Here is a 14,066-nt window from a genome sequence, read left to right on the forward strand (position 1 = left end):
TGGTTTTACCGGCTGGCGGGAATTCATCACCTGAATAGCCGCCCGCCATGCATTCACCCGGGTGATGGATGTGCATTACTCGTTGTCGTGGGCGTCCAGCGGCACTTTTTCCGGTTTCTCTTCGGTCTTGGCCAGTCCCGGCAACAGGTGGCCCAGCTTGCGCGCCTTGGTGCCCAGGTAGCCGATGTTGAAGGGATTGTGGTTGGCGATCAGGGCGATGCGCTCGGCCACGGTGATGCCGCTGTCTTCGAGCGCCTTGACCTTGCGCGGATTGTTGGTCATCAGGCGCAGGCTGGTGATCTTCAGGTGCGCCAGCATGGGCAGCACGATGGTGTAGCGGCGCATGTCGGCGGGGAAGCCCAGGCGTTCGTTGGCTTCCACCGTATCGGCGCCCTGGTCCTGGAGGTGATAGGCGCGGATCTTGTTCAACAGGCCAATGCCACGGCCTTCCTGGCGCAGGTAGAACAGCACGCCACGGCCTTCCTTGGCGATCTTCTTCAAGGCGGCCTCCAGCTGGGCACCGCAGTCGCAGCGCTGCGAGAACAGGGCGTCGCCGGTCAGGCACTCGGAGTGCACGCGGCCCAGCACCGCCTCGCCGTTGCCGACGTCGCCCAGGGTCAGGGCCAGGTGTTCCTTGCCGGAAACTTCATCGTAGAAGGCGTGCAGTTCGAAGGTCGCCCAGGGCATGGGCAACTTGCACGAACTGACGAAGACCAGTTTTTCTTCCGGCGCGGCAGCGGCCGGTGCGATCGGTGAGGACATGACAACCTGCTTTCGAATCGAATGCTCAGAACCGCGTATCTTACCTTGCGCCCGGGTTTATTTCAGCGCGCGGGCCGCCCCGTGAAGCCAATTGTCCAATTCGTGCAGGGAATTTGAACAGGCCGGGCCGGCCGCGTCATAATGCCAGCCAGTCCGGGAGACACCGGACACGGCGCCAGCCCCCAGGGCGGCGCCCCCTTGCAAGCCGGTCAACGATAAAAAAGGGAGACAACCGTGCTGTTCGATTACGTCATCGCCGGTGGCGGCTCGGCGGGTGCCACGCTGGCCGCCCGCCTGTCGGAAGATCCACGCGTCACGGTCTGCCTGCTGGAAGCCGGCGGCCAGGGCGACAGCCTCCTGGTGCGCACCCCGGCCGCCGTGGTGGCCATGCTGCCCGGCTACGGCAAGCTCAACAACTGGGCGCTGCAAACCACCCCGCAGGCGGGCCTCAACGGCCGCCGTGGCTACCAGCCGCGCGGCCGCGCCCTGGGCGGCTCCTCGGCCATCAACGCCATGCTCTACATCCGCGGCCAGCGCCAGGACTACGATGGCTGGGCCCAGGCCGGCTGCCCGGGCTGGGACTGGGAGTCGGTGCTGCCCTACTTCAAGCGATCCGAGAACAACGTGCGCGGGGCCGATGCCTGGCACGGGGGCAGCGGCCCGCTGCAAGTCTCGGAACAGAATCGCCCGCGCCCCATCACGCGCGCCTTCATCGAGGCAGCGCAAGCGCGCGGCTATCCGCTGCGCACCGACTTCAATACCGGCGACAACGAAGGTGTGGGCCTGTACCAGGTCACGCAATTCCACACGCCCGCTCATCGCGGCGAGCGCTGCTCGGCGGCGGCGGCCTATCTGCATCCGGTGATGGGGCAGCGGCCCAACCTGACCGTGCTGCGCCAGGTGCGCGCACAGCGCGTCTTGTTCGAGGGCAAGCGTGCGGTGGGCGTGGCCTATCGCCAGCAGCAGCAAGAAGCGCAGGTGCGCGCCACGCGTGAAGTCATCATCGCCGCCGGGGCCTTTGGCTCGCCGCAATTGCTGCAATTGTCCGGCGTGGGCCGGCCCGAGGACATCCTGCCGCACGGCATCGCCCTGCATCACGCCCTGCCGGGCGTGGGCCAGAACCTGCAGGATCACCTCGATTTCACGCAGGGATGGACCACCCGCGACACCGACAACTTCGGCCTGGGCGTGGTCGGCGGCCTGCGCCTCTTGGGCCAGCTGCTGCCCTGGAAGCGGCATGGGGAGGGGCTCATCGCCACCCCCTTCGCGGAGGGCGCGGCCTTCCTCAAGACCCGTGCGGAGCTGGAGCGGCCCGATATCCAGCTGCATTTCTGCATCGCCATCGTCGATGACCATGCAAGAAAGCTGCATGCCGGTTATGGCTTCTCCCTGCACATGTGCATGCTGCGTCCGCATTCGCGTGGGCGCGTGGGGCTGCAATCGGCCGATCCGATGGCCGATCCGCTCATCGATGCCGGCTATCTCTCCGACCCGCGCGACCTGGCCACCATGATCGCGGGGGCCCGCATCGCGCGCCAGATCGTCATGACCGAACCGCTGCGCCGCTACTGCCGCAAGGAACTGTTCGGCGGCCGCGAGGGCATGGATGACGCGCAATGGGAAACCATGATCCGCCAGCGTGCCGACACCATCTACCATCCCGTGGGCACTTGCCGCATGGGGGAGGACCAGATGGCGGTGGTCGATGCACAATTGCGGGTGCATGGACTGCAGGGCCTGCGTGTGGTGGATGCTTCGGTGATGCCCACGCTGGTCAGCGGCAACACCAATGCGCCCACCATCATGATTGCCGAGAAGGCGGCCGACATGATCCGCGCCAGCCAGGCGCATGCCGACGCGGCCTGACACCGTTCGATCACACCATGCAAGGATGCATCAATGACTGACACCACCGCTGCAGAATTGCAGCAGCTTTTCAGCGCCCAGCAGCAGGCGTTCGCTGCCGACAGTGATCCCTCCCATGCTGTGCGCATGGACCGGCTGGCGCGCTTGCAGGCCCTGATGGACGAGCACGAAGCGGCCCTCATCGCCGCCATCGACGCCGACTTCGGCGGCCGCTCGCAGCATGAAACGCGCATGGCCGAACTGTTCGTTCTGCGCGCCGGAATACGTCATGCGCAGTCGCACCTGAAGCGCTGGATGCGCCCGCAGCGCGTGGCCACCGCCCTGCACTTCCTGCCCGGCAGCAACCGCCTGCTGGCCCAGCCGCTGGGCGTGGTCGGCATCATCTCGCCGTGGAATTACCCGTTGCAACTGGCGCTGGGTCCAGCGCTGGCGGCGCTGGCAGCGGGCAACCGGGTGCTGCTCAAACCCTCGGAACTGACGCCTCGCCTCTCGGGCCTGCTGGCCGAGCTGGTCGCGCGCAGCTACGCCCCGGAGGAAATGGCCGTGGTCACCGGGGACGCCGGCATCGGACAGGCTTTTGCCTCGCTGCCGTTCGATCACCTGTTCTTTACCGGATCGACCCAGGTCGGACGCGAGATCGCGCAACTGGCGGCGGCCAATCTCACACCCGTCACGCTGGAACTGGGCGGCAAGTCGCCCGCCATTCTTGATGCCTCGTGCCGCATGACGAGCAGCCTGCAGCGCATCGCCTTCGGCAAGCTGCTCAATGCCGGCCAGACCTGCGTGGCACCGGATTACCTGCTGGTACCGCGCGGCCAGGCGGCCGGGGTGGCGCAGCAACTGGCCGGGGCCATGGGCCGGCTGTATCCGCGCCTGCACGACAATCCAGACTACACCGCCATCATCAGCCCGCGCCATCGGGCGCGCTTGCAGGCGCTGGTGGAAGAGGCGCGTGCGGCAGGGGCGCAGGTGATCGAGGTGAACCCGGCAGGCGAAGACCTGGGCCAGAGCCGCAAGCTGGCGCCCACGCTGATCCTGGGTGCGACGGCGTCGATGCGGGTGCTGCAGGAAGAGATCTTCGGGCCGGTGCTGCCCATCCTGGAATACGACACGCCCGAGCAGGCCATCGCCCATGTGCGGCAAGGTCCGCGCCCGCTGGCGCTGTACTGGTTCGGCGAGGATGCGGCGCGGCGCGAACAGGTGCTGCGGCAGACCCATGCGGGCGGTGTGACCATCAATGATTGCCTGTGGCACCTGGTGCAGGAGGAGCAGCCCTTTGGTGGTGTCGGCGAAAGCGGCATGGGGGCCTATCACGGACGCTGGGGCTTCGATACCTTCAGCAAGCGCAAGCCGGTGTTCCGGCAGGCGCGTTGGAACGGCGGGACGCTGTTGCATCCGCCTTATGGAAAAACGTTTGAATGGGTGATGGGGTTGATCAGGCGATTGAGCTGACTGCCTCCGCAGACTGGTGCCATCTCAAGCAAAGGGTCTCGCAAAGCACAAGGCCCGGAGCGGTCACTCCGGGCCTTGTTCAAACGATCCTGCTAATGGCGTCAGACCAAGCCGTGCGCCTGCTGATCCGCATGGTAGCTCGAGCGCACCATCGCGCCCACGGCGGCATGCACGAAGCCCATCTTGTAGGCCTCTTCCTCGTACATCTTGAAGGTGTCGGGGTGCACGTAGCGGCGCACCGGCAGGTGGTCGCCGCTGGGCATCAGGTACTGGCCGATGGTGAGCATGTCGACGTTGTGCGCGCGCATGTCGCGCATGACCTGCAGCACTTCCTCGTCGGTTTCTCCCAGGCCCACCATGATGCCGGACTTGGTCGGCACTTCCGGATGCAGGTCCTTGAAGCGCTTCAACAGGCTCAGCGAATATTCGTAATCCGAACCCGGACGCGCTTCCTTGTAGAGGCGCGGTGCGGTTTCGAGGTTGTGGTTCATGACGTCCGGCGGGGCCATCTTGAGGATTTCCAGCGCACGGTCCATGCGGCCGCGGAAGTCCGGGGTCAGGATCTCGATGCGGGTCTCGGGCGACAATTCACGTACACGCTGGATGCAGGCCGCGAAGTGGGCAGCACCGCCATCGCGCAGGTCGTCGCGGTCCACGCTGGTGATGACCACGTAGGACAGGCGCAACTGGGCAATGGTCTTGGCCAGGTTTTCCGGCTCGTTGGGGTCCAGCGGATCGGGGCGGCCGTGGCCGACGTCGCAGAAGGGGCAGCGGCGGGTGCACTTGTCGCCCATGATCATGAAGGTCGCGGTGCCCTTGCCGAAGCATTCGCCGATGTTGGGGCAGGAGGCTTCCTCACAGACCGTCACCAGGTTGTTGGCGCGCAGGATGTCCTTGATCTCGTAGAAGCGGGTGGTCGGCGAACCGGCCTTGACGCGAATCCAGTCCGGCTTCTTCAGCTTTTCGGCGGCCACCACCTTGATCGGGATCCAGGCGGTCTTGCCGGCGCCCTTCTGCTTGTCCAGCGGATTGGCGCGCGCCGAGCCGGTGGCATTGGAGGAAGAATCTGCTGCGGGAGTGAGTTCGGTAGTCATGTCGGTCGTTCCGGCCCCGGGCGCACACGGCGCGTGGGGCTCAAGCCATGCCCGCGAAGCGGGCGATCAGTTGGTCGGCAAGCAAGTCCTGGACAGCGTCCAGCCGGGCGTGGGCAGCCCCGAGGGTCTGCATGTCCACGGTGGCCAGGCCTTCGTAGCCGCAGGGGTTGATCCAGGAAAACGGTGCCAGGTCCATCGCCACATTGAGCGAAACACCATGGTAAGTGCAGCCGTTGCCCCGTATCTTCAAGCCCAGCGCGGCCACCTTGGCGCCCTGCCAGGGGCCGTCGGCGGCGTAGATGCCGGGCGCCCCCTCCTTGCGTACACCGGCCAGATTATACGCCGCCAGCGTGGCGATCACCGCCTCTTCGATGTTGTGCACGAATTCGCGCGCGAACAGGCGCGCCCCGCTGCGGTTGCGGCGCAGGTCCATCAGCAGGTAGATCACCACCTGGCCGGGGCCGTGGTAGGTGACCTCGCCGCCGCGGTCGGTCTGGACAATGGGGATGTCGTGCGGATTCAACACATGGGCGCGGTCAGCGCCCAAACCCAGCGTGTAGACAGGGGGATGCTCGACGATCCAGAGCTGGTCGGGGGTCTCGGGGGTGCGCGTATCGGTATAGGCGCGCATGGCGGCGAAGCTGGCCTCGTAAGGCTCGACGCCGCGCCGGACGATCTCGGGCCGGCGGGCGCCAGCCACGGGTGTGCTGGCGGTGGGCAGTGCAGTTTGCATGCCCGCCAGTGTAGCGAAATTCCTCTTTGCCCGTATCAGAACCAGCGGATCAGGCCGTGCGGCAGGAGCTTGGCAATACGTACCGTATCGTCGCTGCACCCCTTGGGAGGCAAGGGAGTGACCGTGAATTCGGCCGCACCGTTGACGGCTTCGAAGATGGCCTCGCCGCGCCCGTGAAAATCAAAGCAGCGCCCCGCCTTGAGCCAGATATCCTCGCGGCAGCCGGCAATGGTCAGCCACACCAGTCCGGAATTCACACGGATGCGCACGCCGCCCTGCAGGCGACGGGTCTGTACCTGGCCTTCCTGCAACTGGCCCGGGAGGCTGGGATCTGTGAATGAAATTGTCATGGCGCTGGCTCCTTTGCTCGACTGCCTGATTCGCCAGGCAAGCCGCGTCCCTGCCGCGATGCCCGGGAGGGTGCGGCTGCAAGGGGGGAAATGCCTGGAATGATGTGTGATGAGTCATCATTGTAGGAAAGCCCGCAAGCGCGGCAAAACGATATATATTGGTTCTCCTTGCTAATTGAATTCACAAGGAGCCGTCATGGCCGATTTGCGCAAGCTCCCCAACCTGGCCGCCCTGCGCGCCTTTGATGCAGCCGCCCGCCGTGGCTGCTTCTCGCGTGCGGCCGAAGAAGTGCACGTCACGCCCGGCGCCATCAGCCACCAGGTGCGCGCGCTGGAGGAAGACCTGGGCCTGCAGCTGTTCCATCGCCATGGCAAGCGCATTTCCATCACCGAGACCGGCGAACGCTTCGCCGCCACCATCCGCAAGGCCCTGGGCGAGATCGCGCAAGCGGCCGACCACCTGCGCAGCCTCACGCGCCAGCAGCGGCTGGTGATCTCGGCCACGCCCTCCTTCGCTTCACGCTGGCTGGCGCCGCGCCTGTGGAAGTTCATCGATGCCCATCCGGAAATCGAGGTGGTGCTGCAATCGGGCAGCCACCTGGCCGACCTGCGGCTGGACGGGGTGGACATCGGCATCCGCTTCGGGCGCGGCCAGTACGCGGGCGTAGTCACCGAGAAGCTCAGCGATGATTACTACTACCCGGTGGCCGCGCCCGGCTATCGCGGCAAGCAGAACAAGAAGCTCGCGCGCCCCGCCGACCTGGTGCATTGCACGCTGCTGCGCATGGACACGCGCGAATCCTGGCAGCCGTGGCTGACCCTGGCCGGGCTGGACCTGCCCGAGCCGCGCGGCACGCTGGTGGTAGAGGATTCTTCGCTGACGCTGCGCCACGCGGTGGAGGGCAAGGGGGTGGCGCTGTCACGCCATACGATTGCCTGGCAGGAGATCGCCAGCGGCACGCTGGTGCGGCTGTTCGACGTGGCGCAGCTGTGTGAGGAGGCACACTACCTGGTGCACCTGCCGGAGGGGCTGGAGAAGCCGGGGGTGGCGGCCTTCAGGAAATGGATCGTGGAAGAGATGCGGCAATTCCAGGCGCAGTCGGAATGGCCGGGCACGGTGCAGAAAACGTCAACCCGCAAGAAGTGATGCGGCCATGAAAAAACCGGCGCGCCTTGCGGGCTGCGCCGGTTTTCGCGAGGAGAGTGTGGACCTCAGAGCACGAACTTGACCATCTCGTGCGTGGAGAGCGCGCGATAGATGTTGTCGAGCTGGGCGCGGCTGGTGGCGCGCACGGTCAGGGTGAGCGAGAGGTACTTGCCCTGGGTGGAGGGACGCATCTCGACCTTGCCCGCGTGAAACTCCGGGTCGTGCTCGATGACCATGGCGACGATGGTCTCGGCGAAGGCGTCATGGGTGATCCCGACCACCTTGATGGGGAAGTCGCTGGGATACTCGATCAGGGATTCTTCAGGGGAAATAGTGGGCATAGTCATGGCAAACCGCCTTGGCGTTGTCCGCCTGGCGCTCCGGTTTCAATGCTCCCAGATGGGGATGAACCTGCGGGCTTCAAGCGGGGGGAATCGGGTGGGGAATGCCTGCATTCTACGCCATGCGGGCGGGGCGGCGTGCAGAAAGCGTCATCGGCCCGGACGTCCGCGCAAGCAATCTGTTCCAACATCTCCAACTATCGCGATTGATGAGCATGCGCTGCCGCACAAGACTCTGTGTCTTCCCGACAAGATGCGGTGTCCCATGCAAGTCAACCTCAAAATGCTCCAAGGTCGCTTTGAGAGGGGGTATGCCCTCGACAAGCACTCCCTCTACAGTCTCCCGGCCGGGTACAACGCGGCGGGCCACATCCAATGGCACACGCAGCGCACCGAAGTGGGAGAAGCGCTGTATCAGCTGAAATACCGGCAACAGCAGCGCTACGTCCTGCCGCTGGCCCTGGCCGTGCAATCCCACATCCTGCCCTTGCTGCCCGCATTCGGCCTGATCGTGCCAATGGCTTCATCGCATGTACGGGGCGTGCAGCCGGTCGCCGCCATCGCGCATGCGCTGGGACATCTGGTCGGCAAACCCGTGCTTGCGCTGCTGAGCAAGGCCAAGGGTGCAGCGCTTCTGAAAGACTTGCGCACGCGCGCCGAAAAGGACGCCGTGCTCACCGATACGCTGATCCTGAATCGCCTTATCCACGGAGAAGGCCGCTGGGACACGTTGCTGCTCGACGACTTGTACGATAGTGGTGCTTCGGTCGATGCTGCATGCGATGCGTTGCGCGGCTATGAGAAAATCGGGGATATTTTCGTGGCAACGCTGACGTGGAGGTAAGCCCATGACTACCGTTTTCATTGCTGGCTCCATCAGCATCCGGCACTTGCATCCCAAGGTCAGGGAAAGGATCATGAACATCGTGCGCCAGGAGTTCGACGTGGTGGTTGGCGATGCCGACGGCGCTGACACGGCGATCCAACAGTTCCTGCACGCGATGGCTTACCGGCGCGTGACGGTCTTCTGCAGCGGGCAGGCGCCGCGCAACAATATCGGTCAGTGGCCCGTACGACGCATCCACACCACGCAGCGCCCGGGCACGCGTGCCTTCTTCACGGCCAAGGATATCGCCATGGCCAACATCGCCGATTCCGGGCTGATGATCTGGGACGCCAAAAGTAGCGGCACGCTCGGCAACGTGATCGAACTGCTGAATCGCCAGAAATATTCCTGGGTCTTCATCGACCCGCCTACCCGATTCCTGGCGGTGAAGTGCGCGGAAAGGATCGAGGCCCTGCTGTCGTGCATGAGCACCTCAGCGCGCCTGCAAGCGCAGCGCAAGCTCGGGCTGGAACACGTGCTCCCTGCCCTGCATGTCAATACAAGGCAATCCAACCTGTTCACGCAGGACGTGAGCGGCGCATTGCACGCCGCCCACTAGCTCTCACAGCCGCGCCTTGGCCGCCTGGTAAGCCGCATACACCTTGGCAAACACCGGCCCCGGCTGGCCGCTGCCGACCGGCTGGCCATCGAGCGAGACCACCGGCAGCACTTCCTTGCTGGCCGAGGAAATCATGAGTTCATCGGCCGCCAGCACTTCCTCGCGCGTGATGCGGCGTGACTCCAGCACGATGCCCTGCTCGGCGCACAGCTCTTCCATCAGGCCATAGCGGATGCCTTCCAGGATCAGGTTGTCCTTGGGCGGCGCGGAAATCTTGCCATCCTTGACCACCCACACGTTGGAAGACGACGCCTCCGACAGATAGCCATCGCGGAACTGGATCGCTTCGGTCACCTGGTGCTCGGCCGCAAACTGCGCCGCCAGCACATTGCCCAGCAGCGAGGTGGACTTGATCTGGCAGTTCAGCCAGCGGCGGTCTTCCATGCTCACGCAGGCCACGCCCTTCTCGATGGACGCCGCCGGCGGCAGGGCCATCGGATTGGTCATGATCAGCACCGTCGGCACCACCTCCTTGGGGAAGGCATGCGCCCGCTTGGCCACGCCCCGGGTGACCTGCAGGTAGATCATCTGGTCTTCCAGACCATTGGCCTCCACCACCTGGCTGATGAGGGCGTTCCAGCCGGCTTCGTCATGCGGATTCGGAATACCGATGCTGTCGAGGCTGCGGAACAGCCGCGCCAGGTGTTGCTGGCCACGGAAGGCCTTGCGGCCATACATGGGGATCACCTCATAGATGCCGTCGCCAAAGATGAAGCCGCGGTCCAGCACCGGCACGCGGGCTTCAGAGAGGGGCGTGAGTTCGCCGTTGAGGTAGACGATGGGATCGTTCATGATGGGCTTCCAGGTAATCGAGGATGATCGGGTGAAGGCGGCAACCGTGCCGCGATGAATCCATTCTGTCACGCGGCTCCCGGCATCCCTATGCAAAAACGGTATAACGCCGCCCTGCCCTCACGCTGCAATCGGCAGCGCCTCTACACGATGCCCGGCCCCCTCGCCGTCGGCCGGCGGCACGAATTTCCAGCGCACGTCGTGGAAGCGCGCCAGCGTCTCACGGTGGGCGATGCTGATCACGGTCACGCCCGGCAGCTCGCGCGGCAAGGCGGCATAGAGGGCTTCCTCGGTCTCGCCATCCATGGCGCTGCTGGCCTCGTCCAGGAACACCAGGCGCGGACGGTTGAGGAACACCCGCACGAACGCCAGCCGCTGCTGCTCGCCCGGCGACAGCGCCTGGCTCCAGTTGGCCGCCACGTCGAGTCGCGAAGCAAGATGCGCAAGACGGCACAACCCCAGGTAACGAATGATGAGCGCATCATCAAAACTGCCCTCGGCGGCCGGATAGGAGAGCGCTGCACGCAGCGTGCCGATGGGCAGGTAGCTGCGCTGGGGCAGGAACATCGCGGGCGCATCCTGGGGCAGCGCGATGCGGCCCTCGCCGTACGGCCAGATGTCGGCCATGGCGCGGATCAGGGTCGACTTGCCGCATCCGGAGGGACCGCTGATGAGCACGTGTTCGCCCGACTCCACGCGCGCGTCCAGGCGGCGCAGCATGAGGCTGCCATCGGGGAAGGACAGCTGCACGCCGTCCAGCGTCACCGCACTGCCGCCATGCTGCGTGACGGCCAGCGTGCGCGGCATGCCGGCGGCACGTTCGACATCCGCATGGAAGCCCGCCAGGCGGTTGATGGAGGCCTTCCAGCTGGCCAGGGTGGTGAAGGCATTGATGAACCACGACAGCGCATCCTGCACCTGTCCGAAGGCATCGCTGATCTGCATGAGCACCCCCAGCGAAATGGCCCCGGAAAAATAGCGCGGTGCCGATACCAGCATGGGGAAGATCACCGCGAACTGCCCGTAGAAATTGACGGCCACGTTGAGCTTCTTGGTCAGCCGCATGATGTTCCACCAGTTCGCGCGGATGTCATCCAGGCGCGCGGTCAGCTGTGCGCGTTCCTGCGGCTCGCCGCGATACAGGGCCACGGCCTCGGCATGCTCGCGCACGCGGATCAGTCCGAAACGGAAATTGGCCTCGAAGCGTTCCTGGTTGAAGCTCAAACCGACCAGCGGGCGGCCGATCCACCACACCACGCCGGAGCCGATGGAGGCATAGGCGATCACGAACCAGACCATGTAGCCGGGGATGACCCACGCCTGCCCCAGCGCCGTGAAGGACAGCGGCCCGCTCACCGACCACAGGATGTGGATGAAGGAAAACAGCGTCACGCTGCTGGAAATGAACCCCAGCACCAGCGAGAGCGTATCGCTGGTGAGCGCATGCAGGTCCTCGGCGATGCGCTGGTCGGGGTTGTCGGAGAGGCGGCCCTCCTGTCCCTGCTCGATGCGGTAGTAGGCGCGATGCGCCAGCCAGCGATCGAGGTAGCGCGTACTCATCCAGTAGCGCCAGCGGATCTGCAGCGCTTGCTTGAGGTAGACGCTGTAGATGGCGATGGCCACGAAGACGAAGGCCAGTCCCGAGAACTGCCACAGCAGTGATTTGAATTGCGGATAGTCGCGCGACTGCAGCACGTTGTACATGTCGCGGTTCCAGGAATTGAGCCGCACGTTGATGTAGACCATGCCCAGGTTCAGGGCCAGGATCGCCAGCAGCAGGGCCCAGGCTTTCCATTTTTCTTCGGAGACCCAGAAGGGCTTGATGAGGCGCCAGATCTGCGCTCGCGTGGCGCGATTGGCGTGGCTGGCCTGCTGGGCCGGTGTTTGTTCGGTCATGGTGAATCCTGTGGAGGTTGTCTTCCTTGCTGCCCAGCTTGCCGCACAAGACTTAAACCAGGCTTAAACCCGGCTTGAACCAGGCTTGAACCGCGCTTGAACCGGTCCTGAAGCGCATGAGGAGAGCATTAAGCCCGGCTTAATGCTTCATGGATCCAGCATTCACGGCTATTGAATGCATCGAAACAATCAATCACGGCCGCTTCCTATCGCGGCTAGACTGCGGTCTTTGCTGATGTTGCCTGGCATCAATGCCATCGCCGGGGTGGCCGGCTAATACTTTTGTGTCATTGGCGCCGGCCGGGCAGACCGCAATAATCCGACGCACCAGGTCCGGTTCCGTGTCCGGCCCCGTCAGCGCCACCCATCCTTGCAACGCACCGCCAGAGCATCGGCTTACATTTTCCGGAGAATCCCATGCAAGCCCTATCCCCCAAGCGCCGTTCGCTCAGCGTAGCGGCCCAACTGGCACTGAGCTTTGCGCTGGTGCTGGCCATGATGCTGGTGCTGACAGTGGCCAGCATCTCCAAGGTCAACGCCATCGAAGGCAGCCTGGCCACCGTGAGCGAAGACAACAGCGTCAAGCAGCGCTACGCCATCAATTTCCGCGGCAGCGTGCACGACCGCGCCATTGCCCTGCGTGACCTCACCCTGGTGGGCGAGGCCGAGGTCAAGGACGTGATCGCCCTGATCAACAAGCTCGATGCCGACTACCAGCAATCGGCCCGGCCCCTCGATGCCGCCTTTTCCACCATGAAGGTCAGTGCCGATGAACGTGCCGGCCTGGAGCGCATCAAGGCCATCGAAGCCCGCGCCATGCCGCTGGCCGCCAAGGCCATCGCGCTGCGCAATGCCGGCGATGCCGAAGGCGCGCGCCAGTTGGTGCTGACCCAGGTGAAACCGGCCTTCGTCGAGTGGCTGGCGGCCATCAACCACTTCATCGACCTGGAAGAAAGCATGAGCCAGGCCGAATCCGCCAAGGCCCGCAGCACGGCCCACGGCTTCCAGGCCTTCATGCTGGTGCTGCTGGGTGCGGCGCTGGTGGCCGGCGCGGTACTGGCCACCCTGATCACGCGCAGCATCCGCGGCGCACTCGGGGCCGAGCCCGATGAAGTCAAGCAGCTGGCGCTGGCGGTGGATCGCGGCGAGCTCTATCACATCCATGCTGCGGCCAATCCGGCTGGCCTTGGCGGCAAGCGCCAGAGCATCATGGCCGCACTCTCGGAAATGAGCGGCAACCTGCGCAATACCGTCACCGATGTACGCGATGCCGCCACGGGCGTGGCCACCATCAGCGCCCAGATCGCCGCCGGCAACAGCGACCTCTCGGCGCGCACCGAAGACCAGGCCGCCTCGCTGGAAGAAACCGCCTCGGCCATGGAGCAGCTCACCGCCACCGTCAAGCAGAACGACGGCCATGCCCGTGAAGCCAACCAGCTGGCGCGCAATGCTTCCGACATCGCCAAGCAGGGCGGCGCCATCGTGGACGAAGTGGTCGATACCATGGCGGCCATCAACACCTCCTCGCGCAAGATCGTGGACATCATCGGCGTGATCGACGGCATCGCCTTCCAGACCAACATCCTGGCCCTGAACGCGGCGGTGGAAGCGGCCCGTGCCGGCGAACAGGGACGCGGCTTTGCGGTGGTGGCCACCGAAGTGCGCAACCTGGCCCAGCGCAGTGCCGCCGCCGCCAAGGAGGTCAAGCAGTTGATCGATGCCTCGGTCAGCAATGTGGAAACCGGTACCCGCCTGGTGGAGCGCGCCGGCGAGACCATGGAGCAGATCGTGGCCAGCGTGCAGCAGGTCACCGACGTGATGGGCGAAATCTCCGCGGCCAGCCACGAACAGAGCCTGGGCATTGAGGAAGTCAACAAGGCCATCGCGCTGATGGATCAGGTGACCCAGCACAATGCGGCGCTGGTGGAAGAAGCCACCGCCGCCGTGGCCACGCTGCAGGAGCAGGCCGTGAGCCTGACGCGGGCAGTCGGTGTGTTCCAGCTGGAAGCGCCCGATGCCGCAGGCCTGGCAGTGGCCGCTGAACCCGCGCCTGCGCTCAACACCGTGCAGCTCCCGCTGCGCGTGGTGCCCAAGCTGGAAGTGGTGCGCAAGGCGGCGTGATCCAACG

At 65.0% G+C, this 14,066-nt stretch carries 13 protein-coding genes; 6 read left to right on the plus strand and 7 right to left on the minus strand.

Annotated elements, in window-relative coordinates:
- Positions 1-75 precede the first annotated feature (75 nt).
- A complete protein-coding gene (gene ribA / locus CEJ45_RS20540; protein ID WP_088756935.1) occupies positions 76-762 on the minus strand; it encodes a GTP cyclohydrolase II in 687 nt (228 codons plus the stop codon).
- Positions 763-996: 234 nt separating this feature from the next.
- On the opposite strand from ribA, the gene CEJ45_RS20545 reads away from it, so the two are divergent.
- On the plus strand, positions 997-2,628 hold the full coding sequence (locus tag CEJ45_RS20545; protein WP_088756936.1) for a GMC family oxidoreductase: 1,632 nt from the start codon (positions 997-999) through the stop codon (positions 2,626-2,628).
- A 33-nt stretch (positions 2,629-2,661) separates the two neighbouring features.
- A complete protein-coding gene (locus CEJ45_RS20550; protein WP_088756937.1) occupies positions 2,662-4,080 on the plus strand; it encodes a coniferyl aldehyde dehydrogenase in 1,419 nt (472 codons plus the stop codon).
- A gap of 101 nt (positions 4,081-4,181) precedes the next feature.
- Here the strand turns inward: CEJ45_RS20550 and lipA are convergent, their stop codons facing one another.
- Genes lipA through CEJ45_RS20565 form a run of 3 tightly spaced genes read right to left on the minus strand, consistent with a single transcriptional unit; the run spans position 4,182 to position 6,257 of the window.
- Positions 4,182-5,174, minus strand: a complete 993-nt coding sequence (lipA, locus tag CEJ45_RS20555; protein ID WP_008333855.1) for a lipoyl synthase — start codon at positions 5,172-5,174, stop codon at positions 4,182-4,184.
- A 40-nt stretch (positions 5,175-5,214) separates the two neighbouring features.
- Positions 5,215-5,907 carry a lipoyl(octanoyl) transferase LipB gene (gene lipB, locus CEJ45_RS20560; RefSeq protein ID WP_088756938.1) on the minus strand — a complete coding sequence of 231 codons (693 nt, stop codon included), beginning with the start codon at positions 5,905-5,907 and terminating at the stop codon, positions 5,215-5,217.
- A gap of 35 nt (positions 5,908-5,942) precedes the next feature.
- Entirely contained in the window at positions 5,943-6,257 is a 315-nt protein-coding gene (locus CEJ45_RS20565; protein WP_008333857.1) for a DUF2917 domain-containing protein, read from the minus strand.
- A 196-nt stretch (positions 6,258-6,453) separates the two neighbouring features.
- On the opposite strand from CEJ45_RS20565, the gene gcvA reads away from it, so the two are divergent.
- Entirely contained in the window at positions 6,454-7,404 is a 951-nt protein-coding gene (gcvA, locus tag CEJ45_RS20570; protein ID WP_088756939.1) for a transcriptional regulator GcvA, read from the plus strand.
- A 65-nt stretch (positions 7,405-7,469) separates the two neighbouring features.
- Here the strand turns inward: gcvA and CEJ45_RS20575 are convergent, their stop codons facing one another.
- Positions 7,470-7,751 (minus strand): HP0495 family protein, encoded by a 282-nt coding sequence (locus tag CEJ45_RS20575; RefSeq protein ID WP_008333859.1) that lies wholly within the window; start codon positions 7,749-7,751, stop codon positions 7,470-7,472.
- A gap of 259 nt (positions 7,752-8,010) precedes the next feature.
- Here CEJ45_RS20575 and CEJ45_RS20580 point away from each other — a divergent pair, with 259 nt between their 5' ends.
- Complete coding sequence (locus CEJ45_RS20580; RefSeq protein ID WP_088756940.1) at positions 8,011-8,589, plus strand: amidophosphoribosyltransferase; 579 nt, start codon at positions 8,011-8,013, stop codon at positions 8,587-8,589.
- 4 nt (positions 8,590-8,593) lie between these two features.
- Positions 8,594-9,190 (plus strand): hypothetical protein, encoded by a 597-nt coding sequence (locus CEJ45_RS20585; protein WP_088756941.1) that lies wholly within the window; start codon positions 8,594-8,596, stop codon positions 9,188-9,190.
- A gap of 3 nt (positions 9,191-9,193) precedes the next feature.
- Here CEJ45_RS20585 and CEJ45_RS20590 read toward each other — a convergent pair whose 3' ends face one another.
- Together CEJ45_RS20590 and CEJ45_RS20595 are read right to left on the minus strand one after the other, a co-directional pair.
- Positions 9,194-10,042 (minus strand): D-amino acid aminotransferase, encoded by an 849-nt coding sequence (locus CEJ45_RS20590; protein ID WP_088756942.1) that lies wholly within the window; start codon positions 10,040-10,042, stop codon positions 9,194-9,196.
- 120 nt (positions 10,043-10,162) lie between these two features.
- Positions 10,163-11,938 carry an ABC transporter ATP-binding protein/permease gene (locus CEJ45_RS20595; protein WP_088756943.1) on the minus strand — a complete coding sequence of 592 codons (1,776 nt, stop codon included), beginning with the start codon at positions 11,936-11,938 and terminating at the stop codon, positions 10,163-10,165.
- 417 nt (positions 11,939-12,355) lie between these two features.
- Between CEJ45_RS20595 and CEJ45_RS20600 the strand changes: the two genes are divergently transcribed.
- On the plus strand, positions 12,356-14,059 hold the full coding sequence (locus CEJ45_RS20600; RefSeq protein ID WP_088756944.1) for a methyl-accepting chemotaxis protein: 1,704 nt from the start codon (positions 12,356-12,358) through the stop codon (positions 14,057-14,059).
- The last annotated feature ends 7 nt before the right edge of the window (positions 14,060-14,066 follow it).

Source organism: Herbaspirillum aquaticum, from assembly GCF_002213425.1.
Classification (GTDB): Bacteria; Pseudomonadota; Gammaproteobacteria; order Burkholderiales; family Burkholderiaceae_D; genus Herbaspirillum; species Herbaspirillum aquaticum.

Bases quoted from the DNA above. Each gene is read 5' to 3' on its own strand.
- ribA (WP_088756935.1), bottom strand. From the start codon at position 762: ATGTCCTCACCGATCGCACCGGCCGCTGCCGCGCCGGAAGAAAAACTG.
- CEJ45_RS20550 (WP_088756937.1), top strand. From the start codon at position 2,662: ATGACTGACACCACCGCTGCAGAATTGCAGCAGCTTTTCAGCGCCCAG.
- lipA (WP_008333855.1), bottom strand. From the start codon at position 5,174: ATGACTACCGAACTCACTCCCGCAGCAGATTCTTCCTCCAATGCCACC.
- lipB (WP_088756938.1), bottom strand. From the start codon at position 5,907: ATGCAAACTGCACTGCCCACCGCCAGCACACCCGTGGCTGGCGCCCGC.
- CEJ45_RS20565 (WP_008333857.1), bottom strand. From the start codon at position 6,257: ATGACAATTTCATTCACAGATCCCAGCCTCCCGGGCCAGTTGCAGGAA.
- gcvA (WP_088756939.1), top strand. From the start codon at position 6,454: ATGGCCGATTTGCGCAAGCTCCCCAACCTGGCCGCCCTGCGCGCCTTT.
- CEJ45_RS20575 (WP_008333859.1), bottom strand. From the start codon at position 7,751: ATGACTATGCCCACTATTTCCCCTGAAGAATCCCTGATCGAGTATCCC.
- CEJ45_RS20580 (WP_088756940.1), top strand. From the start codon at position 8,011: ATGCAAGTCAACCTCAAAATGCTCCAAGGTCGCTTTGAGAGGGGGTAT.
- CEJ45_RS20585 (WP_088756941.1), top strand. From the start codon at position 8,594: ATGACTACCGTTTTCATTGCTGGCTCCATCAGCATCCGGCACTTGCAT.
- CEJ45_RS20590 (WP_088756942.1), bottom strand. From the start codon at position 10,042: ATGAACGATCCCATCGTCTACCTCAACGGCGAACTCACGCCCCTCTCT.
- CEJ45_RS20595 (WP_088756943.1), bottom strand. From the start codon at position 11,938: ATGACCGAACAAACACCGGCCCAGCAGGCCAGCCACGCCAATCGCGCC.
- CEJ45_RS20600 (WP_088756944.1), top strand. From the start codon at position 12,356: ATGCAAGCCCTATCCCCCAAGCGCCGTTCGCTCAGCGTAGCGGCCCAA.